Source organism: Sphingomonas beigongshangi (assembly GCF_016820445.1).
In the GTDB taxonomy this organism is placed as follows: Bacteria; Pseudomonadota; Alphaproteobacteria; order Sphingomonadales; family Sphingomonadaceae; genus Sphingomonas; species Sphingomonas beigongshangi.
This window is the reverse complement of the sequence record NZ_JADHDT010000002.1, coordinates 229,244-249,101: the sequence shown is the minus strand read 5'-3', so window position 1 is coordinate 249,101 and position 19,858 is coordinate 229,244. Positions and strand designations below refer to the sequence as shown.

At 66.5% G+C, this 19,858-nt stretch carries 24 protein-coding genes; 12 read left to right on the top strand and 12 right to left on the bottom strand.

Annotated features, from left to right (window positions below):
• Positions 1-70 precede the first annotated feature (70 nt).
• Genes IQ292_RS04405 through IQ292_RS04380 form a run of 6 tightly spaced genes read right to left on the bottom strand, consistent with a single transcriptional unit; the run spans position 71 to position 5,758 of the window.
• Entirely contained in the window at positions 71-976 is a 906-nt protein-coding gene (locus tag IQ292_RS04405) for a ParB/RepB/Spo0J family partition protein (RefSeq protein WP_203309101.1), read from the bottom strand.
• The gene (locus tag IQ292_RS04400; protein WP_203309100.1) at positions 973-1,752 is read right to left on the bottom strand and encodes an AAA family ATPase; all 780 of its coding nucleotides are present in this window, start codon (positions 1,750-1,752) and stop codon (positions 973-975) included. The genes IQ292_RS04405 and IQ292_RS04400 overlap by 4 nt, the downstream gene beginning before the upstream one ends.
• Positions 1,749-2,354, bottom strand: coding sequence for a 16S rRNA (guanine(527)-N(7))-methyltransferase RsmG (gene rsmG / locus IQ292_RS04395; RefSeq protein WP_203309099.1), 606 nt, complete (start codon positions 2,352-2,354; stop codon positions 1,749-1,751). Before rsmG ends, IQ292_RS04400 begins: the two co-directional genes overlap by 4 nt.
• Positions 2,351-4,186, bottom strand: a complete 1,836-nt coding sequence (mnmG, locus tag IQ292_RS04390) for a tRNA uridine-5-carboxymethylaminomethyl(34) synthesis enzyme MnmG (RefSeq protein WP_203309098.1) — start codon at positions 4,184-4,186, stop codon at positions 2,351-2,353. The genes rsmG and mnmG overlap by 4 nt, the downstream gene beginning before the upstream one ends.
• Positions 4,187-4,240: 54 nt before the next feature.
• Complete coding sequence (mnmE, locus tag IQ292_RS04385) at positions 4,241-5,515, bottom strand: tRNA uridine-5-carboxymethylaminomethyl(34) synthesis GTPase MnmE (RefSeq protein ID WP_203309097.1); 1,275 nt, start codon at positions 5,513-5,515, stop codon at positions 4,241-4,243.
• A 3-nt stretch (positions 5,516-5,518) separates the two neighbouring features.
• Positions 5,519-5,758, bottom strand: coding sequence for a DUF6489 family protein (locus IQ292_RS04380; RefSeq protein ID WP_203309096.1), 240 nt, complete (start codon positions 5,756-5,758; stop codon positions 5,519-5,521).
• A 71-nt stretch (positions 5,759-5,829) separates the two neighbouring features.
• On the opposite strand from IQ292_RS04380, the gene IQ292_RS04375 reads away from it, so the two are divergent.
• On the top strand, positions 5,830-6,531 hold the full coding sequence (locus IQ292_RS04375) for a dienelactone hydrolase family protein (RefSeq protein WP_203309095.1): 702 nt from the start codon (positions 5,830-5,832) through the stop codon (positions 6,529-6,531).
• Positions 6,532-6,567: 36 nt separating this feature from the next.
• Here the strand turns inward: IQ292_RS04375 and IQ292_RS04370 are convergent, their stop codons facing one another.
• The 4 genes from IQ292_RS04370 to hemE form a co-directional block, all read right to left on the bottom strand.
• Positions 6,568-7,260 carry a TerC family protein gene (locus tag IQ292_RS04370; protein WP_203309352.1) on the bottom strand — a complete coding sequence of 231 codons (693 nt, stop codon included), beginning with the start codon at positions 7,258-7,260 and terminating at the stop codon, positions 6,568-6,570.
• Positions 7,261-7,412: 152 nt separating this feature from the next.
• Positions 7,413-8,669, bottom strand: coding sequence for a transcription termination factor Rho (rho, locus tag IQ292_RS04365; RefSeq protein ID WP_203309094.1), 1,257 nt, complete (start codon positions 8,667-8,669; stop codon positions 7,413-7,415).
• 282 nt (positions 8,670-8,951) lie between these two features.
• Positions 8,952-9,398 carry a CopD family protein gene (locus tag IQ292_RS04360; RefSeq protein ID WP_203309093.1) on the bottom strand — a complete coding sequence of 149 codons (447 nt, stop codon included), beginning with the start codon at positions 9,396-9,398 and terminating at the stop codon, positions 8,952-8,954.
• Between the two features lie 84 nt (positions 9,399-9,482).
• Positions 9,483-10,502: a uroporphyrinogen decarboxylase gene (gene hemE / locus IQ292_RS04355; protein ID WP_203309092.1), complete on the bottom strand. Its 1,020-nt coding sequence runs from the start codon at positions 10,500-10,502 to the stop codon at positions 9,483-9,485.
• Positions 10,503-10,897: 395 nt separating this feature from the next.
• On the opposite strand from hemE, the gene IQ292_RS04350 reads away from it, so the two are divergent.
• From IQ292_RS04350 to IQ292_RS04300, 11 genes are all read left to right on the top strand, one after another.
• On the top strand, positions 10,898-11,713 hold the full coding sequence (locus IQ292_RS04350; protein ID WP_203309091.1) for a pyruvate, water dikinase regulatory protein: 816 nt from the start codon (positions 10,898-10,900) through the stop codon (positions 11,711-11,713).
• A gap of 49 nt (positions 11,714-11,762) precedes the next feature.
• On the top strand, positions 11,763-12,356 hold the full coding sequence (locus IQ292_RS04345) for a Maf family protein (RefSeq protein WP_203309090.1): 594 nt from the start codon (positions 11,763-11,765) through the stop codon (positions 12,354-12,356).
• The gene (locus IQ292_RS04340) at positions 12,353-13,177 is read left to right on the top strand and encodes a shikimate dehydrogenase family protein (protein WP_203309089.1); all 825 of its coding nucleotides are present in this window, start codon (positions 12,353-12,355) and stop codon (positions 13,175-13,177) included. Before IQ292_RS04345 ends, IQ292_RS04340 begins: the two co-directional genes overlap by 4 nt.
• On the top strand, positions 13,174-13,770 hold the full coding sequence (gene coaE, locus IQ292_RS04335; protein WP_203309088.1) for a dephospho-CoA kinase: 597 nt from the start codon (positions 13,174-13,176) through the stop codon (positions 13,768-13,770). Before IQ292_RS04340 ends, coaE begins: the two co-directional genes overlap by 4 nt.
• Positions 13,771-13,777: 7 nt before the next feature.
• The gene (gene dnaQ / locus IQ292_RS04330) at positions 13,778-14,470 is read left to right on the top strand and encodes a DNA polymerase III subunit epsilon (RefSeq protein ID WP_203309087.1); all 693 of its coding nucleotides are present in this window, start codon (positions 13,778-13,780) and stop codon (positions 14,468-14,470) included.
• Positions 14,471-14,522: 52 nt separating this feature from the next.
• On the top strand, positions 14,523-15,116 hold the full coding sequence (gene hpf / locus IQ292_RS04325; protein ID WP_203309086.1) for a ribosome hibernation-promoting factor, HPF/YfiA family: 594 nt from the start codon (positions 14,523-14,525) through the stop codon (positions 15,114-15,116).
• Positions 15,117-15,173: 57 nt separating this feature from the next.
• The gene (locus tag IQ292_RS04320; RefSeq protein WP_203309085.1) at positions 15,174-15,638 is read left to right on the top strand and encodes a PTS sugar transporter subunit IIA; all 465 of its coding nucleotides are present in this window, start codon (positions 15,174-15,176) and stop codon (positions 15,636-15,638) included.
• Positions 15,625-16,092 (top strand): PaaI family thioesterase, encoded by a 468-nt coding sequence (locus tag IQ292_RS04315; RefSeq protein ID WP_203309084.1) that lies wholly within the window; start codon positions 15,625-15,627, stop codon positions 16,090-16,092. The genes IQ292_RS04320 and IQ292_RS04315 overlap by 14 nt, the downstream gene beginning before the upstream one ends.
• Positions 16,089-16,415, top strand: a complete 327-nt coding sequence (locus IQ292_RS04310; protein ID WP_203309083.1) for a DUF1491 family protein — start codon at positions 16,089-16,091, stop codon at positions 16,413-16,415. The genes IQ292_RS04315 and IQ292_RS04310 overlap by 4 nt, the downstream gene beginning before the upstream one ends.
• Before the next feature lie 156 nt (positions 16,416-16,571).
• Positions 16,572-17,267, top strand: a complete 696-nt coding sequence (locus tag IQ292_RS04305) for a cell wall hydrolase (RefSeq protein WP_203309082.1) — start codon at positions 16,572-16,574, stop codon at positions 17,265-17,267.
• 52 nt (positions 17,268-17,319) lie between these two features.
• Positions 17,320-17,811, top strand: a complete 492-nt coding sequence (locus tag IQ292_RS04300; RefSeq protein WP_203309081.1) for an MmcB family DNA repair protein — start codon at positions 17,320-17,322, stop codon at positions 17,809-17,811.
• A 73-nt stretch (positions 17,812-17,884) separates the two neighbouring features.
• Here the strand turns inward: IQ292_RS04300 and ribA are convergent, their stop codons facing one another.
• Complete coding sequence (gene ribA, locus IQ292_RS04295; protein ID WP_203309080.1) at positions 17,885-18,946, bottom strand: GTP cyclohydrolase II; 1,062 nt, start codon at positions 18,944-18,946, stop codon at positions 17,885-17,887.
• Positions 18,943-19,725, bottom strand: a complete 783-nt coding sequence (locus IQ292_RS04290) for an exodeoxyribonuclease III (protein WP_203309079.1) — start codon at positions 19,723-19,725, stop codon at positions 18,943-18,945. The genes ribA and IQ292_RS04290 overlap by 4 nt, the downstream gene beginning before the upstream one ends.
• Positions 19,726-19,858: the final 133 nt, after the last annotated feature.

Genomic DNA, 19,858 nt, shown 5'->3' with positions numbered 1-19,858 from the left:
GGCTGCGTAGGCGGCCGGATATGGGTGCGGGCGGGTACCGCTTCCACGTACGTGGATCAAACGCCAGGGTTCAGATCGTGTCGCCCGTCAATCGCTGGCAGATCATGTCGAGCTGGTCGAGCGTCGAATAGCTGAGCGTCAGCGTACCGCCCTTCTCGCCGAACGCGACGCGCACTCCGAGACCGAGAAGGTCGGACAGCTGCCGTTCCAGCGCGGCGATGTCCGCATCGGGTTCCGGCGCGGCGACGCGCGTCGCAGGCCTGCCGCCCGCGCGCTCGGGCTTGGCCCCCTTTGCGAGCTTCTCCGTCTCCCGGACCGAGAGGCCACGGGCTATGACCTGCTCGGCAAGTCCTTCGACATCGCGCGATCCCAGCAGCGCGCGCGCATGTCCCATCGATAGCGATCCATCGGTGACACGCGCCTGGACCGGATCCGGCAATTCGAGCAACCGCAGCAGATTGGCGACGTGGCTACGCGACTTGTGCACGATTTTGGCCAGCGCCTCCTGCGTATGGCCGTATTCTCCCGCGAGCCTTTGATAAGCTTGCGCTTCTTCTATCGCATTGAGATCCTGCCGCTGGATGTTCTCGATCAGCGCGATCTCGAGCGTTTGCGCGTCGTCGAATTCGCGGACGACGACGGGCACTTCGTGCAACCGCGCCCGCTGCGCCGCGCGCCACCGTCGCTCGCCCGCGACGATCTGATAATCGTGCCCATGCGGGCGCACGACGATGGGCTGGATCAATCCGCGGGCGGAGATCGAAGCCGCCAGTTCATCGAGGGCCGCCTCATCGAAATGACGACGCGGCTGGTCCGGATGCGGCGACAGCGCGCTCACCGGCAGCATGCGTACCCCTGACGGTACCGGCGCCGTGCCATCGCGCGAGATTGGCGCCTCGCTCGCCATTTCGCCCAACAGGGCGGAAAGGCCCCTTCCCAACCCTGCCGGTCGTTGCCGCTTTCCCTGCTCGCTCATGCCGCGACCGCCTGTTGCGGCAGACGCGCGATCAGCTCGCGCGCAAGGTCGATATAGGCCTGCGATCCGGAGCAGCGATGATCGTAGATCAACGCGGGCAGTCCGTGGCTCGGCGCCTCCGAAAGGCGGACGTTACGCGGAATGACGGTGTCGAACACGACCCGCCCCAACACCGCGCGGACATCGGCGGCAACCTGTTCGGTCAGCCTGTTGCGACGGTCGTACATGGTGAGCGCGACCCCCAGGATGGCGAGGCCGGGGTTGAACCGCTCGCGGATGCGTTCGACCGTCGTCAGCAATTGCGACAGGCCTTCGAGCGCGAAGAACTCGCATTGTAGCGGCACGAGCAGCTTGTCGGCCGCAACCATCGCGTTGATCGTCAGAAGACCAAGGGAGGGCGGGCAATCGATCAGCACGATGTCCCACGCATTGCTGGCACGCCGCAGAGCATGGTCGAGCCGATGCGTACGCGCATCGAACTCGACCAGCTCGATCTCTGCGCCGGACAGGTCGACGGTCGCCGGGACGAGGTCGAGCCGCGGCACGCGCGTCGCTACCACCGCATCGCCGACCTCGGCCTCGCCGACCAGGACGTGATAGCTGGAGCGGGCGCGCTGCGACTGGCCGATCCCCAGTCCGGTGGAGGCATTTCCCTGGGAATCCAGATCGATCAACAGCACGCGCTTTCCGGTTGCCGCAAGCGCCGTCCCGAGGTTGATCGCACTGGTCGTCTTGCCGACCCCGCCCTTCTGATTAGCGACCGCTATGACCGTCACGCTCTTCGCTCTCCCACCACGATCGACGATCCCGCGTCGGTCAGGCTTTGTTTCACGTGAAACATCCAGTGACGATTCTGCCGCAACGCCGCGAGGTGATCCGCCTCCAATCGCCCGCGCGGCAGGATCCAACGCGTCCCCGCTGTGGCGCAATGCTCGGCCGCATGCAAAAGCTTTTCGACAGACGCGACCGCGCGCGCACTGATGACATCGAACCGGCCGTCGACCTGTTCGACCTTGGCCTGGAGGATCCGTCCCCCCGCGATACCCAGCGTGTCGACGCACTGCTGGAGAAATTCGACACGCCGCCGACGGGGCTCCACCATCGTCACTTTGGCGTCGCTAAGGATGGCGACGACGACCCCGGGGAATCCACCGCCCGTTCCGATATCGAGCCACGAGGTGAACGGCTTCCCCACCAGCTCGATCAGTTGCGCCGAGTCCAATGCATGGCGCACCCAGATCGTATCGATCGTCGATGGCGCGATCAGGTTCTGCTGCGCATTTTCTAGTCTCACGCGATCGAGGAATCGCGCCACCAGATCCGTCTTCGCGTCACCGAAACGGGTGGCGATCCATGTCCGTGCTTCGTCCTCGGTCACGCCGCCATCCTCTGCGCGTGCAAGTAGATCGCAGACAGGGCAGCCGGTGTGATCCCGCGCACCCTACCCGCCGCGCCCAGCGTCTCGGGCCGCGCCAGCCGCAACCGATCCACCATCTCGTTGGACAGGCCAGGGATCGACGCATAGTCGAGCGACGGCGGCAGCGCCACGTGTTCATCCCGGCGCATCCGCGCGATCTCCTCCGCCTGCCGCTCAAGATAGGGCGCATAGCGCGCGTCTTCGACCAGCTCGTTGATCACGTCGAGCGGCGCGATATCGGATAGGGTCGGCAGGAACGCGTCGAGGGCGACACCGGGCAGGCGCATCCACTCGAACAGGCTGCGGCGACTGCCGTCCTGGGCAACGGTCACACCAGCATTCGCCAGCGCCGTGGCGGTGAACGAGGTGGCGAGTTCGGCGCGGACGCGCGCGCGTGCACTCTCCCGCGCCTCCCGATGGGCGATCCTCGCGTCACCCAGGCAATCGAGGGACGATGCGATCGCACCCAGCCGTGTCTCCGCGTTGTCGGCGCGCAACGACAGACGATATTCCGCGCGTGCGGTCAGCATGCGATAGGGTTCCGTCACCCCCTGGAGGACGAGGTCGTCGATCATGACGCCGATGTAGCTCGTCGCGCGGTCGAGCACGCACGGTTGCCGGTCGCAGGCGTCGGCGGCGGCATTCAGTCCGGCGATCAGCCCCTGCCCCGCGGCCTCTTCGTATCCGGTGGTGCCGTTGATCTGGCCGGCGCAATAGACGCCTGGTATCGCGCGCAATGCCAATCGCGGATCGAGGCTGCGCGGGTCGAGATAGTCATATTCCACGGCATAGCCAGGAACCGTGATACGGGTCCGCTCCAGGCCCGGAATGGTCGCGATCAGCGTCGTCTGTACATCGACCGGCAGCGATGTGGAAAGGCCGTTGGGATAAACGGTCGCATCATCAAGGCCCTCAGGCTCCAGGAAAATCTGATGCCCGTCCCGATCGCCGAAACGGTGGATCTTGTCCTCGATCGACGGACAATAGCGCGGCCCCTGCCCCTCGATCGCGCCGCCGAACAACGGCGATCGGTCGAGGCCGGCGCGTATGGCATCGTGCGTCGCGGCGTTGGTACGCGTGACCGCACACGCAACCTGCGGATTGAGCCGGCCCGTCGTCATCGAAGACATTGTCCATGGCTCGGCGTCCGACCTCTGCTCCTCCAATCGCGCCCAATCGATCGTCCTCCCGTCGAGGCGGGGCGGGGTTCCGGTCTTCAACCGTTCCATCGGCAAGCCGAGGGATCGCAACTGGTCAGCAAGCCGCTTCGCGGGTCGTTCGCCAAGGCGACCGCCCTCTTCCCGCTCCTCGCCGCGAAACATCTTGGCGCCGAGGAAGGTACCGGTAGCGAGGACGACGGTCCGGCCCGGTATCCGGCCTCCGTCAGATAGCTCCACACCTGCCGCCCGACCGTGCTCGATCAGGAGCGCTTCGACGTCGCCCTCGACGATCTGCAATGCGGGGAATGCGGCGAGCATGGTTTGTATCGCGCGACTGTACAGCCTTCGATCTGCCTGGACCCTCGGTCCCTGTACGGCCGCTCCCTTGCTGCGGTTGAGCATGCGATAGTGGATTGCGGCGGCATCCGCCGCCCGGGCGATAAGCCCGTCAAACGCGTCGACTTCGCGGACGATATGCCCCTTGCCCAACCCCCCTATCGCAGGGTTGCAGGACATGGCGCCAACCATCGTGGCATCGAAACTGACAAGGGCGGTACGCGCGCCTCGCCGCGCGGCGGCAGCGGCTGCCTCGGTCCCGGCATGTCCGCCGCCGACCACGATCACATCGAACATGACCGACGCCTAGGTTACGCCGCGGCCGAGGTCAAAACTGTTCCACGTGGAACATCACTTACCAATGCAAAACCGTCGGAACAGTGAGTCGAGCATTGCCTCGGTGGCATCGATACCGAGGATCGTACCAAGCGCACGCGTCGCAACCCGGAGGTCCTCCGCAATGAGAAGCGCGTCTAACGGCGGCTCTGCGATGGCCGCCATCGCGACCGATACGGCATTGCGTTCATCCGCGCGTAGCGCAGCCATGTCGCTCCTGGGCACCAGCCGCTCTGCTCGATCGGCGATGAGGTCCCACAAAGCGGCGATGCTCGCGCGATCGTCCCGCGACACCGCCAGGATACGGTGCTCCGGAACCGCTTCACGCCCCCTCTCGTCCGCACGGCTGTGCAGCCAGATCGCATCGGTGCGGGGCGGCACATCATCACCCAGCCAGACCAATATGTCGGCGCCATCAATCGCAGATCCTGCCAGTCCCACACCGATCTTCTCGATGGGATCGTCCGTTGCGGTCAGGCCGGCCGTGTCCGTCAGGACGAAAGCCAAGCCCGCGCGGACGACCTGCACTTCGATGCGATCGCGCGTGGTCCCGGCAATCGGACTGACGATGGCCACCTCGCGCTGGCTGAGCAGGTTGATCAGCGTCGATTTGCCACTGTTCGGTGGGCCGGCCAGAACGACATGAATGCCGTCGCGAAGCCGTTCCACCGGCGGTTCCGAAAGTACCGCGGCGAGTTCCCGGGCCAACGCCGCCATCGCGTCGCGCACGCGGATCAACGGATCGGCTTCGACCGCGACATCGCCCTCATCCGCGAAGTCCAGTTGCGCCTCGACCATCGCGGCCAACATGGCGAGCCGATCGAGCCATCCGTTGACCAATTGACTGACGATCCCCTCGGCCGCGCGCAAAGCCACGACCCGCTGACGTTCCGTATCTGCGGACAGCAGATCGGCGAGACCCCGGGCTTCCGCAAGATCGATACGGCCATTGCCGAGCGCGCGCCGCGTGAACTCCCCGGCCTCGGCCGGGCGCAGGCCATCGATCCGGCCCAGCGCCGTGAGCAAGGCCGCGACGACGGCGCGACCGCCATGACAGTGCAATTCGGCAAGATCCTCGCCGGTCGCACTCTGCGGGCCTGGGAAGCAGACGACCAACGCTCGGTCGAGCAGATTGCCGTCATCGTCACGCAGCGCACGTACGCGCGCCTCCCGGGCGGCGGGCAATGATCCCGCCAGACGCATTACCGCGGCGAATGCCTCGGCGCCGCTGATCCGGATTACCGCGATACCCGCCGGCGGCGCCCCGCTCGACAATGCGAAGATTGTCAACGCTCAGCCCTTCTTGGTGCCGCTCCCGACTTGCTCGAACAGCTGCCGCCACATCGTCATGCCCGCCTCACCCATGGGCGCCCAGCTCTTCATCATATTCTCGAGCAGCTCCGGCCTGACCTGGCCGTTCATCGCCTCGAGTAGCGAGGCGACATAGCGATCGTGGACGGGTGTAAGATCGGGCAATCCCATCGCGCGGCGCGCCTCTTCCGGGGTCAGATCCACGTCCACCGTCACCTTCATCGCATGCATCCCGTTGCAGCCCTGTCGCGTTTGACATAGCCCAGCCGGACCCGGCTTGCGAGAGGACCTCCATGACGAAGACCATCACCATCGATACACTCGATAACGACGGCCAGTTTCCCGCCTATGTCGCCCAACCCGAAGGGGCGCCGAAGGCCGCAATCATCGTGATCCAGGAAATCTTCGGCATCAACGCAGGGATCCGTCGCAAGGCGGACACGCTGGCCGAGGCCGGCTACCTCGCCATTGCCCCCGAATTGTTCTGGCGTTTCGCGCCAGGCGTTGAGCTCGACCCCGATGTTCCGAACGAGATGCAGCAGGCGCTCGAACTGATGGGGAAGTTCGATCAGGACGCAGGGATCCGCGACATCGAGGCGACGATCCGCACTGCCCGCACGATGTTGCCCCACGGCGGCAAGGTAGGCGCCGTAGGCTATTGCCTGGGCGGCCGCCTCGCCTTCATGACCGCCGCACGTACCGATGTCGATGCGTCGGTCGGCTATTACGGGGTCGGCATCGACGGCCTGCTCGGCGAGAAGCATGCGATTGCCAATCCCGTCCTGTTGCATGTGCCGGAGGAGGACCATTTCGTCGACAAGGATGCGCAGAAGCGCATGCACGAGGGGTTGGATGATCACCCGAAGGTGACGCTGTACGACTACCCCGGCGAGGACCACGGCTTCGCGACGGAATTCGGCCAACGTCGCTCCGACGCATCGGCCAAGCTGGCGGACGATCGCACCGCCGCCTTCTTCGCCGAACATCTCGGCTGACACAGAAAGGGGGGCTTATCGCCCCCCTTCCCTACTTCAGAACAATGTCGCCAGTCCGACCTGCGGATCGACGACACCCTCGTAGATCATCTTGCCGGCGACATAGAGGATCACGAGCAAGCCGACATAGGCGATCCAGCGATAGCGCTCGATATAGCGGGCGATGAGGTTCGCGGCGATGCCCATCAGCGCCACCGACAGCAGCAGGCCGATGATGAGGATGCCCGGATGCTCGCGCGCGGCCCCGGCAACGGCGAGGACGTTGTCGAGGCTCATCGACACGTCGGCCACCGCGACGGCCCAGGCCGCACCGATGAACGTCTTGGCGGGACGCACCGCCGCCCCCTCGCCATCGATCTCCTGCGCGCCGCTGTCATGGCGGATTTCCCGCCACATCTTCCAGGCAACCCATAGCAGCAGGATTCCGCCCGCAAAGATCAGCCCGATCAGCCCGAGCAACCAACTGACGACCAGGGCAAAGGCGATGCGCAGCACCAGGGCTGCGATGATGCCGATCAGGATGACCTTCTTGCGCTGGTCGGCGGGCAGCCCTGCCGCAAGTGCCCCGACGACGATCGCATTGTCGCCCGCAAGGACCACGTCGATCATCAGCACCTGCAGGAATGCGGTCAGCGCGGCAGGCGAGGTGATGTTCGAGAAGTCGTTGACGATATGCTGCCAGATCTCGGCAGGCGATCCTGCGCCGGCCGCGGCGGCGGCGCTCAGCATGGCGATGACGGACAAAGGTACGGCTCCCCGGTTGTGATGAGATTTCCATGAACGAAGCGGCGCGCGAAAGCCATCAAGCCTTCGCGCGCCGCTCGGGTTCCACATCGTCGACGCGGCGGGCGGGATACGATGCCCCCGCCAGCCGCGACCGGCTATTGGTTCATGCTGTCGAAGAAATCCTCGTTGGTCTTGGAGTTCTTCATCTTGTCGAGCAGGAACTCCATCGCGTCGATCGTGCCCATCTGCATCAGAATGCGGCGCAGCACCCACTGCTTCGACAGCTTGTCCTTGTCGACGAGCAGCTCTTCCTTGCGGGTGCCGCTCTTGCCCACGTCCAGCGCCGGGAAGACGCGCTTGTCGGCAACCTTGCGGTCGAGCACGATCTCGGAATTGCCGGTGCCCTTGAATTCCTCGAAGATCACCTCGTCCATGCGGCTGCCGGTGTCGATGAGCGCCGTGGCGATGATCGACAGAGAACCGCCTTCCTCGATATTGCGCGCCGCACCGAAGAACCGCTTCGGCCGCTGGAGGGCATTGGCGTCGACACCGCCGGTCAGCACCTTGCCCGACGAAGGCACGACGGTGTTGTAGGCACGGCCGAGACGCGTGATCGAGTCGAGCAGGATCACGACGTCCTTCTTATGCTCGACGAGGCGCTTCGCCTTTTCGATCACCATCTCCGCGACCGCGACGTGGCGTTGCGCCGGCTCGTCAAAGGTCGAGGAGACGACCTCGCCCTTCACGCTGCGCTGCATGTCGGTGACTTCTTCCGGACGCTCGTCGATCAGCAGGACGAGCAGGAACACCTCGGGATGATTGTCGGTGATCGCCTTGGCGATGTTCTGCAGCATCACCGTCTTGCCGACGCGGGGCGGCGCGACGATCAGCGTGCGCTGACCCTTGCCCTGCGGCGAGACGATGTCGATGACGCGCGCCGACTTGTCCTTCTGCGTCGGATCGGCGGGATCGAGCCGCAGCTTCGATTCCGGATAGAGCGGCGTCAGATTGTCGAAATTGACGCGGTGGCGAACCGCATCGGGATCATCGAAGTTGACGCTGGTGAGGCGGGTGATCGCGAAATAGCGCTCGCCGTCCTTGGGCGCGCGGATCTCGCCTTCCACCGTGTCACCGGTGCGCAGACCCCATTTGCGGACCTGATTGGGGGAAACGTAGATATCGTCCGGCCCGGCGAGATAATTCGCCTCGGGCGACCGCAGGAAGCCGAAGCCGTCGGGCAGGACCTCGATCGTGCCGAGACCCATGATCTGGTCGCCGTTTTCCGCCTGAACCTTCAGGATCGCGAAAAGCAGGTCCTGCTTGCGCAGCGTCGAGGCGCTCTCGACCCCAAGCTCCTCGGCCATGCTGACCAGTTCGGCGGGCGTCTTTTTCTTCAAGTCTTTGAGATGCATGGAAGGTTTTTCCGGATGCGGATGCGGGGGGAGAAAGCTTGGCGGGGCGAAGGAACCGCGAACTGTGCCGAAGCTGGAGGGAGGAGGCGCGAAGGACCGGCAGGACGCCGCTCCGCACGCCCGTCAGGAGGTAAGCGCCGGCGCTGGCTGCGTCAAGCGTGGAACAGACGATCCGGGTGGCGCGACCGGCAAGGGGCCCCTGCCCACATCGAGGCCGGGAGGCGCGACCGCGCTACGCTGTCCCGCTCCCTTCGTATTGCCCCCCAGGACCGCGCGTCGCGGTCAGAACGGCTTCACGAAGGCAAGTATGACGATGGCGATGCCGAGCAGCGCGGGAACCTCGTTGACCATGCGCAGTGTCTTGCCGCTCAGCCGCATCTCGCCCCGTCCCAGCCGCTTCGCGTAGCCGACCGCCCAGCCGTGATAGCCCGACAGGATCAGGACGAGCAGCAGCTTGGCGTGCAGCCATCCAGCCCCCCATTGCTGGCTGACGGTCGCCAGGGTCACGCCCAGCAGCCATACGCCGACCATGGCGGGCGTCAGGATGATACCGCGCAGCTTTCCCTCGCGCTCCCGCCACAATGCCGCCTCCGCATCGCGGCCGGCGACCAGCGCCTCCTGATGGTAGACCAGATAGCGCGGCAGCATGAACATGCCCGCCATCCAGAAGATCACCAGGATGACATGGATCGCGACGATCCAGGGGTAATGCGCCTGCAGCCAGTCCATCGAACGGTCCCTTCCTTCAACGGCGCGTCATGCCGGAACATGGTGCGGAAGACGAGGGCGGCGATTGCGCGTGCCGCCCGTCGCTCATCCGCCCCTCACCCGCGCGATCAACCGCTCGACATGCGCGATCGGCGTGTGCTGGCCGATGCCGTGGCCGAGGTTGAAGACGTGCGGACGATCCGGGAAGGCCGCCAGTACGCGATCGATCCCCGCCTCCAGCGCATCGCCCCCGGCAAGAAGGGCGAGCGGGTCGAGATTGCCCTGCACGGCCATGCCCTGCGGCAGCGCGGCGTCCGCCCAGCCGGGATCGACCGTCTCGTCCAGCCCGATCGCATCCACGCCCGTTTCCCGCGCATAGGCCGGCAGCTTGCCGCCGATCCCCTTCGGAAAGCCGATGATGCAGGCGTCGGGGCAGCGCGCGCGCAGGCCCGCGACGATCGCCGCATTGGGTGCGATCACCCACCGCTCGAACTGGTCGGGCGACAGACTGCCCGCCCAGCTGTCGAACAGTTGCACCGCCTCGACACCGCTTTCGATCTGGCGCGCAAGATAGTCGATCGTCGTGGCGACGATCGCGTCGATGATCGCGCCGAAGCCAGCCGGCTCGCGATAGGCGAAGGCGCGGGTTTCGCTCTGGTCCCTCGAGCCCTGTCCGGCGACCATATAGGTCGCGACGGTCCAGGGCGATCCGGCGAACCCCAGGAAGCTGGTCTCGGCCGGCAGCATCGCGGCCACGCGGGCGACCGTGGCATAGACGGGCTCCAGCCGCTCGGGAACGCGCGCGAGTGCCTCGAGCTGCGCATCGATCAGCGGCGGGGCGAGGCGAGGCCCCTCCCCCGGACCGAACGTCAGATCCTGGCCCAGCGCCCAGGGGACCATGAGGATGTCGGAGAAGAGGATCGCGCCGTCGAAGCCGAAGCGGCGGATCGGCTGCATCGTCACCTCCGCCGCCGCGACCGGGTCTGTCGCTAGCGCGAGGAAGCCGCCCTTCTCCGCCCGCAGCGCGCGATATTCCGGCAGATACCGTCCCGCCTGGCGCATGAGCCAGATCGGAGGCACGGATTGGCGAACCCCCTTCAGCGCGGCGAGCAACGGCTTGTTCACAGGGTCGGTCAGGGCCTTCTTCCTATATAAGAAGATTCAAGAAAGAGGATGATGAAGAGGTTGGCACGTGGGTAACGGGATAAAGCGTTTCATCCCGTAATCACCCACAGCTTGACCGGCAAGGATCGGCGGAACGCCGTCGATTCGGGCGCCCGCATTCCCGACTCCCACAGGCTGTGGATAACTTTGCTCCCTGTGGACGCGGATGTGGATGAAATGCGGCTTTTCCACGGGGCGGCGGTCGCTTGGCCGGGTGGCAAAGTTGCCCTATTCGTTGCCCCCATGTTTTCCACAGATCGGTGCCGGGGCGTGGAGCGATCCACCCTCACGAGTCCCACCCTCACGCATCGACGCCCGCGGCGCTGCTCCCCCCGTCCGGCGGAAGGCCGCAGCCGATGATGCGCCTTCATCTGCACCTGCTGTCGGACTCGACGGGCGAGACGCTGGAGAACATCGCCAAGGCGGCGCTGGCCCAATATGACGACGTCGAGACGGTGCGCCATTTCTGGCCGATGGTGCGGACCGAGGCGCATCTGGAGCGCATCCTTCAGGAGATCGCGCAGAACCCCGGCCTCGTCATCTATACGCTGGTCAATCCCGCGACGCGGCGCAATCTGGAGCAACGGTGCCTGGCCCTCGGCCTGCCCGCGGTGGCGCCGCTCGACCCGGTCAACGACGCCCTGTCGGGCCTGCTGGGCCAGCAGGCAAAGGCCCGTCCGGGGCGGCAGCACGCGCTCGACGCCGCCTATTTCGCGCGTGTCGATGCCATCCAGTGGACGATCGCGCATGATGACGGCATCGCCTGGGAGGATTGGGAGGAAGCCGACATCGTGCTGGCCGGCGTATCGCGCTCGTCCAAGACGCCGACCTCCATCTATCTCGCCAACCGCGGCTGGAAGACCGCGAACATTCCGATCGTCGTCGAAAGTCCGCCGCCCAGGACGCTGTTCGATCTCAAGCGGCCGCTGGTCGTCGGCTTGACCACCAGCGCCGATCGCCTGATCCAGATCCGCCGCAATCGCCTGTTGTCGCTCAACCAACAGCCCGACACGCCCTATGTCGAGGAACAGGCGGTGACGCGCGAGATCGCCTATGCGCGTCGGATGTTCGCCGACAATGGCTGGCCGGTGATCGACGTCACCCGCCGTTCGATCGAAGAGACGGCGGCGGCGATCATCGCGCTGGCCAACCAGCGTTCGCTGAAGGATTGATCCGCAGGGCGCCTTCGACAAGTTCGCCGGCGCAACCTAGATGACACGTATGACCCCTCTCCTTCTCGCCTCCCAAAGCGCCTCACGCCGGGCGATGCTGACCGCCGCCGGCGTGCCGTTCGAAGCGACCGCCGCCGGTGTCGACGAAGAGGCGGCCAAGGCGAGCCTCGCCGATCTGAAGGCGCGGGACCTCGCCGATGCCTTGGCCGAACTGAAGGCGATCAAGGTTTCGACCCGTGCGCCGCAGCGGCTGGTGCTGGGCAGCGACAGCGTCGTCGCGCTCGCCGACGGCAGCCTGCTCGACAAGCCGACCAGCCGCGACGAGGCGGCGGACCATCTGTCACGATTGAGCGGCAGCGTGCACCAGCTGTGGAGTGCGGCCGTCATCGCGGAGGATGGCCGCCCGGTATGGCGGCACGTCGAGGCGGCGAAGATGCACGTCCGCCCCCTCTCCCCGGCCTTCATCGACCACTATCTCGACATGGAATGGCCCGCGATCAGCGGCTGCGTCGGCTGCTACCGGATCGAGGGGCCGGGTGCGCAGCTCTTCTCGCGGATCGAGGGCAGCCAGTTCACCGTGCTCGGCCTGCCCTTGCTGGCCGTGCTGGATTATCTGCGCGTGCGAAAGGTGATGCCGTCATGACTGCCAGCCGCCGTCCCTATGCCGAGGTGATCGGCGACCCGATCGCGCAGTCCAAGTCGCCGATCATCCATGGATTCTGGCTCGAAGCGCTCGGCCTGGAGGCGGATTATCGCAAGACGCTGGTCACGGTGGACGAGCTGCCCGCCTTTTTCGCAGAACGCCGTGCCGATCCCGACTGGCGCGGGTGCAACATCACCATGCCGCACAAGCTCGCTGCGCTCGACCATGTCGAGGATCGCGGTGACGTGCGCGGCGGCATTGGCGCGATCAACACGGTCTTCCGCGCGGAGGATGGCGGCGCGGTCGGCACGAATACCGATGCGGGCGGCTTTTACGCACCGCTCGCCGGCTTCGACCTCGTCGGCAAGGCGGTGACGGTGATCGGCGCGGGCGGTGCGGCGCGCGCGGTGCTGTTCGCGCTGGCGCGCATGGGGGTCGGACCCGTCACCGTGATGAACCGCAATAGCTTGAAAGCGGGTGCGTTGCTCGCCGGTTTCGGGCTGAAGGGGCAGGCACGGCCACTCACCCACCCGCTGGCGGCGGATACCGCATTATTGGTCAACGCCAGCACGCTCGGCATGGCCGGCCAGCCGCCGCTCGACGTCGATCTGGCCCCGCTGCGCGAGGATGCGATCGTCTACGACATCGTCTATTCGCCGCTGGAGACCGACCTTCTCGCCCAGGCGAACGATCGTGGACTGGAAACGGTCGACGGTCTGGAAATGCTGATCGGTCAGGCAGCGCTGGCGTTCGAGCTGTTCTTCGGCGCCGAGCCGCCGCGCGACCGGGACGACGCCCTGCGCGAGCTGTTGACGGCATGACGCTGCTGCTCGGCCTGACCGGGTCGATCGGCATGGGCAAGTCGACCGTCGCCGCGATGATGGCGGCGGAGGGCGTGCCCGTGTTCGACGCCGATGCGGCCGTTCATCGGCTGCAGGGGCCCGGCGGTGGCGTGGTGGCGGCGATAGAGGCGGCTTTCCCGGGGACGACTGGACCGGCGGGTGTCGATCGCGCGGCGTTGGGCGCTGCGGTTCTGCACGATGCGGCGGCAATGCGGCGGCTGGAGAACATCGTCCATCCGGCGGTCGCGACGGAGCGTCTGGCGTTCCTCGCTGCCAATGCCGGGGCGCCTGTCGTGATCCTCGACGTGCCCCTGCTGTTCGAAACGGGTGGCGATGCGAAGGTCGATGCGGTGGCGGTGGTTTCCGCCCCCGCCGAGGTGCAGCGCGCCCGCGTGCTCATGCGACCGGGCATGTCGGCGGCGAAGCTCGACGCGATCCTCGCGCGGCAGTTGCCCGATGCGGAGAAACGCGCGCGCGCCGATTTCGTCATCCCGACCGGTGGCTCGCTCGACGCGACGCGGGCGGCGGTGCGCGATGTCCTCGCTTGCATGCGGACGCGCGCGGGCGGATAACGCTGGCATGCGCGAGATCGTGTTCGATACCGAAACCACCGGCCTGAGCTTCGCCGGGGGTGACCGCCTCGTCGAGATCGGCTGCGTCGAGCTGATCAACCGCGTCGAGACGGGGCGCACATTCCACGCTTATTACCATCCCGAGCGGAGCATGCCGGCGGAGGCACAGGCGGTGCACGGCATCTCCGATGCGTTTCTGTCCGACAAGCCGCTGTTCGGCGCGGCGGTGGAGGCGCTTATCGAGTTCCTGGGCGATGCGCCTCTGATCGCCCACAATGCCGGTTTCGACTTCAGCTTCATCAACGGTGAACTCGGCCGCTGCGGACGCGAGCTCATCGGCATGCACCGCATGGTCGATACTCTGGCGATCGCGCGTCAGAAGCATCCCGGTGCCAAGCATACGCTTGATGCGCTCTGCTCGCGCTTCGGCATCGATCGCTCGCACCGCGTGCTGCACGGCGCGCTGCTCGACGCGCAACTGCTCGCGCAGGTCTATGTCGAACTGATGGGCGGTCGCCAGATCGGGCTGGGCCTCGTCAGCGAAAGCGTCGGCGGGGCGGCGGCCGAAATCGTCGCGCGCCGGCCCAGTGTCGTCCGGCCGCCGCGGCGCTTCGTCGCACCCGAGGCGGAACTTGCGGTGCATGCCGCGTTTGTTGCTACGTTGGACGATCCATTGTGGGGGGCAGGATCGTCCGCATGACATCACCCCGGGCGAAGGCCAACAGGTCCGCCCCAACATCATGGAGAACACGATGGATATCCGGATTTCTGGTCACCAGGTCGCCACCGGCGACGCGCTCAAGGATCATGTGAGCGACCGGCTTCAGGGTATCGCCACGAAGTATTTCGCCCGTGCCATTTCATCCGAAGTCACGTTCGGAAAGGGGCCGCACGACGTCGGATTTAAGTGTGATATCGTCATGCACGTGACGCGCGGTCTCGTCCTCAAGGGCCGCCACGAAGCGCAGGACGCGCATCTCGCCTTCGACGGCGCGGCGGAAAAGATCGACAAGCAATTGCGCCGCTATTCGCGCCGCTTGAAGGACCGCAATGCGAGCGAAGTCGTCCAGCTGCAGGAGGACGCCGGCTATGACAATAGCGCGGGCTACACGCTGTTCCAGGAGCCGGCGGAGGACGAGGCGGGCGACGCGCCGCTGATCGTCGCGGAGACGCGGGTCGACGTGCCCGATGCCAGCGTGTCCGACGCGGTGATGATGCTCGACCTGCGCAACACTGCCGCCCTGCTCTTCCGCAATGCCGGCACAGGGGCGTACAACATGGTCTATCGTCGTGGTGACGGCACGATCGGCTGGGTCGAGCCCCAGCGGGTACAGGCCGGCAGCTGACCTTTCCTGCCCCCGCCGGACCCGTTATGGGGCCGGCGGGGCTTCCGACGAGTATGCATGAGCGATTTCAGTGATCTGCTGCGGCCCGATGCCGTCCATACGGACGTGGCCGTCGCCAACAAGAAGACGCTGTTCGCGCAGCTCGCCTCGGCCGCGGGCGCGCTTGGCCTGGACGCGCGGCTGGTCGCCGAGCGGTTGGCGGCGCGCGAGAAGCTCGGATCCACCGGCTTCGGCGGTGGCGTGGCGATCCCGCACGCGCGCCTGCCGGACCTCGATGCCGTTACCGGCGTGTTCCTGCGCTTGCCGCAGCCGATCGAATTCGATGCGGTCGACGATCTGCCGGTGGACCTCGTGTTTCTGCTCCTGTCGCCGGAGGATGCCGGCGCGGACCATCTGAAGGCGCTCGCCCGCGTGTCGCGGCGCCTGCGCGATCGCGCATTCTTGGCAAAGTTGCGCGGCGCAGGGTCCCCGGACGCGCTCTATGCCCTGTTCACGGCAGAACTTGCGCATGGCGCCGCCTGAGCCGGGCAGCGCGGCGCAGGATGCGCATTTCCGCGCGCTCGAATCGCTCTATGCCGCAGCACCGATCAACCGGCTGTTCGATTCCCGCCTGGAGATCGCCGAGCCGGGTATGGCTCGCATCCATTTCACGCTGGGCGAGCAGCATTTCCACGCTGCCGGGGCGGTGCATGGCACCAGCTATTTCAAGATGCTCGACGACGCAGCCTTCTACGCGGCGAACAGCCTCGTCACCGATCGCTTCCTGTTAACCACGGCGTTCAACCTGCTGCTGACCCGGCCGCTGCGCGCGGGTCCGGTGGTGGCGGAGGGGCGCTGGATCAGCGGCAAACGCCGGGTCTATGTCGCGGACGCGCGGCTGATCGATGCCGAGGGCGAGGAAGCCGCACGCGGGACGGGTACCTTCATGCGCTCGCAAATCCCTCTTTCCGGCCTTCCCGGCTATCGTGCGGCATGAGCGGCCGGCTTCCGGCGCACCTCGCGGTCGGTGCCTTGCTACGCCGGGTCAACGATGCCGGCGGATTGGCGGTCGTGCGCGCTAGGGGGGATGCGCAGGCTGGGGGCGTGCTGATCCTCATCGCCGGCCGTGACGGGTCCGAACGGGCGATCGAGCATGGATTCGACCTGGATGGGTCAGCGATACTGCGTGATTCGACTCCATCCGGACCTATCGAGGACTATTGGCGCCGGCGGCGCGAGCGGGACCCCGACCTGTGGGTGATCGAACTGGATATCGCGGACGCTGAACGGTTCGCCGCTGAAACGATCCTGAACGATTGACGAATGACAGCCCTGTGACGCACGCGACGCGCACGTTTTAAGCGCGTTGTGCTGTGCCCGGGTGCGATCCGGGTCGGTTACGCAGTCGGGGGGAAGCCCGGACGATGCCCTTCGGGGGCATCGGGTCCGTGATCCAACCGCACATTGATAGTGTTGATGACCGTTCTCCAGCGCGCCGCCACCTTCGCGGCGATGACTTTCTCCCTGGTCGGGTTGCTTGGCAACAGCTCGCCCGGCCGCGCCACGGACCTCGATCGCAAGGTCCTCTCGGCGCTTCAGACGGCCGCTCCGTCTGCTGCCAACCCCCTCCTCCCCGCCGTTGTTCCCGTCGATGCCGCTGCCGTCGCGCCGCAGGCTCCGGTGAATCAGGCAAAGCCCGCCACCTACTTCGTCCAGCAGCTCCCCACCCAGACCGTCGCGGATGATGGGGCTGACGACGAGTTTGACACGCTGGCCGATGCGGTCGCCGCGCAGGACGGCGCAGACGTCACCGACGCCGAGCGTTGCCTGGCCGGCGCGATCTATTTCGAGGCCAAGGGCGAACCGCTTGCCGGTCAGCTCGCCGTCGCCAACGTGATCATCAACCGCACCAAGTCGGGACGTTTCCCGTCGGACGTCTGCGCCGTCGTGAAGCAGCGCGGCCAATTCGCCTTCGTGCGCGGAGGCCAGATCCCCACGATCGACCAGGCCCGCGCGGCCTATCGCACGGCGATCGCGGTCGCCAAGGTCGCCATGGACGCGGCCTGGGACAGCCCCGCCCCGCAGGCGCTGTACTTCAACACGCCGAACCGTCGCCCGGGCGGCAACCTCACCAAGATCGCTATGATCGGCAACCACGTCTTCTATCGCTGATCGGTACGCTGGCGGGGCTTGCCCCGTTCGTCAAATGTTCTAAGCCGGGGTCATGCTCGACATGGCTCCGGCTTCGTGTTTGGACGGCGGCGATCCTGCGATCTGTGCCGCCGACGTGGCGCGTGGCGTCACGCGCATGCTGCTGCGCCACGATCTCACCACGATGGGCGAGGTCCCGCTCGACGGCGGACGGCGCGCCGACCTGATGGCGATCGACGCCCGCGGGCAACTCGTGATCGTCGAGATCAAGGTGTCGCGTGCGGATCTGCTCGGCGACGGCAAGTGGCCCGATTATCTTGCGCATTGCGACCGTTATTACTGGGCGGTGCCGGCCGGTTTCGATTTGTCGCCGCTGAACGGCCCCGCTTTCCTGCCGGAACGGACGGGCGTGATCGTGGCGGACCGCTACGATGCGGCGATCGTCCGCGAGGCGCACACGACGCCGCTTCCCGCGCATGCGCGCAAGCGGTGCACCTTAGCCTTTGCCCGTCGCGCCGCACGGCGACTGACGGGACTGATCGATCCCGATGCCATCACGGGATAGACGTCGCAAGCCGGTGTCGGGCATCTGATCGACATCGTGGATCAGCTACCGCCGCCGCCCGCTGAATCGCAAATTAGAGCTGGTGCCCGGTGCGATCGCGCTTTGTGGCGAGATACCGGGCGTTGTGCGGATTGGCGGGCAGGGCGTGGGGTACGCGTTCCGTCACCGCCACGCCTGCAGCTTCCAGGCCCGTGACCTTCGAAGGGTTGTTGGTCAGCAACCGCACGCGGTCCTGGCCGAGCAGCACGAGCATCTGCGCCGCCACGCCGAAGTCGCGCGCGTCGATGGCGAAGCCGAGGCGCGTGTTCGCATCGACCGTGTCGAACCCCTGGTCCTGCAAGGCATAGGCGCGCAGCTTGTTGACCAGCCCGATGCCTCGCCCTTCCTGCCGCAGATACAACAGGATGCCCCAGCCGCTCGCCTTGATCGCGCGGATCGCGGCCTGCAGCTGCGGCCCGCAATCGCACTTCAGACTGCCCAGCGCATCACCGGTGAGGCATTCGCTGTGCAGGCGCACCAGGGGCGGCCTGCCGTCCGGTTGCCCGATCAGCAGCGCGACGTGATCGTCCGCGCTCTCGGGCGAGCGGAAGGCGACGATCTCCGCATCTTCCGCCCCGTCGACCGGCAGGCGCGCGCGCGTTGCCAGCGTCAGCCGCCGGGAATCCTCGTGCGCATCGATATCGGCCGGGGTGATCGTGATTTCCGGATCACGCCCGTCGACGAAGAAGGCGGGCAGCAGGCCCGCGATCCGCGCCAGGCGAAGCGCCGCCGCAGCCGCTTGCGGATGGGCAACCGGAAGGCTGCGCCATGGCCCTTTCAGCGGCGTGGCGAGATCAAGGCTGGGATCCGCGAGGGCGGTGGCGCCCGCAAAGTCGAGCCAGGGTGCGCGCTCGATCAGGACCGGCAGGTCGGGATCGGCCGCATCGCGCTGGTTGGCGAGCTTCAGCGTCACCGCCCGTCCGGACGAGATAAGGACCGCCGATCGTCCGTCCGGATCGAAGTCGGCGAGGCGCCCCGCGTCACTCGTCTCGATCGCCAGCAGCGTCAGCCCGTCGATCGCGATCGGCCATCCCCGGCGCAGCGCGTCGACAGCCCGCGCGGCGGCGCGGGGACGTGGCGCGGGCGGAGGCGTCAAAAGGCGAACTCGGTCATGATCGGCACGTGATCCGACGGCTTTTCCCAACTGCGGCAGGACTCGAACACCGTGTGCGCGACGGCCTGGCGCGCGACGTCGCCGGTCGCCCACATATGGTCCAGCCGCCGGCCGCGATCGTTCTTCGTCCAGTCGGGCGAGCGGTAGCTCCACCAGGTGTGGAGCCGTGCCGGCGCCGGATGGAAATGGCGACCGAGGTCGACCCAGTCGTTCGACGTCATGAGGCCATCCAGCGCCTGGACTTCGATCGGCGTGTGGCTGACCACCTTGAGCAAGGCCTTGTGGCTCCACACGTCGCTGGGCAGCGGGGCGATGTTGAAGTCGCCCGTCAGGATCGTCGGACAGGCGAGGCTGCGCGACCATTCGGTCATGCGCGCCACGAAATCGAGCTTCTGGCCGAATTTCGGATTGACCTCCCGATCCGGTTCGTCGCCGCCGGCGGGCACGTAGACGTTCTCCAGCCGCACACCGTTCGACAGGCGGACGCCGACGTGGCGCGCCTCGCGGTTCGCCTGCCAGTCAAGCCGGTCGTCCTCCGCGATCGGCACGCGGCTGACGATCGCGACGCCATGGTGCATCCGCTGCCCGTGGACGACGCGATGGACGTAGCCGTGGCTTTCGAACAGATCGTGCGGGAAGTCTTCGTCGACGACCTTGGTTTCCTGCAGGCACAGGATGTCCGGCGCCGCCTCGGTCAGAAATTGTGCGACGATGGCCGAACGGAATCGGACCGAATTGATGTTCCAGGAGGCGATTTTCACGGCCACGCATCTAGGCCGCGCGGAAGAGGGCGGCAAGGTGCGGGCATATCCGCCGATCCACGCTGTCGCAGCGTCGCCAAAAGCAAAGGCCCCCGCTCCGGGGGCATGGAGCGAGGGCCGACCTGGTGTTGGT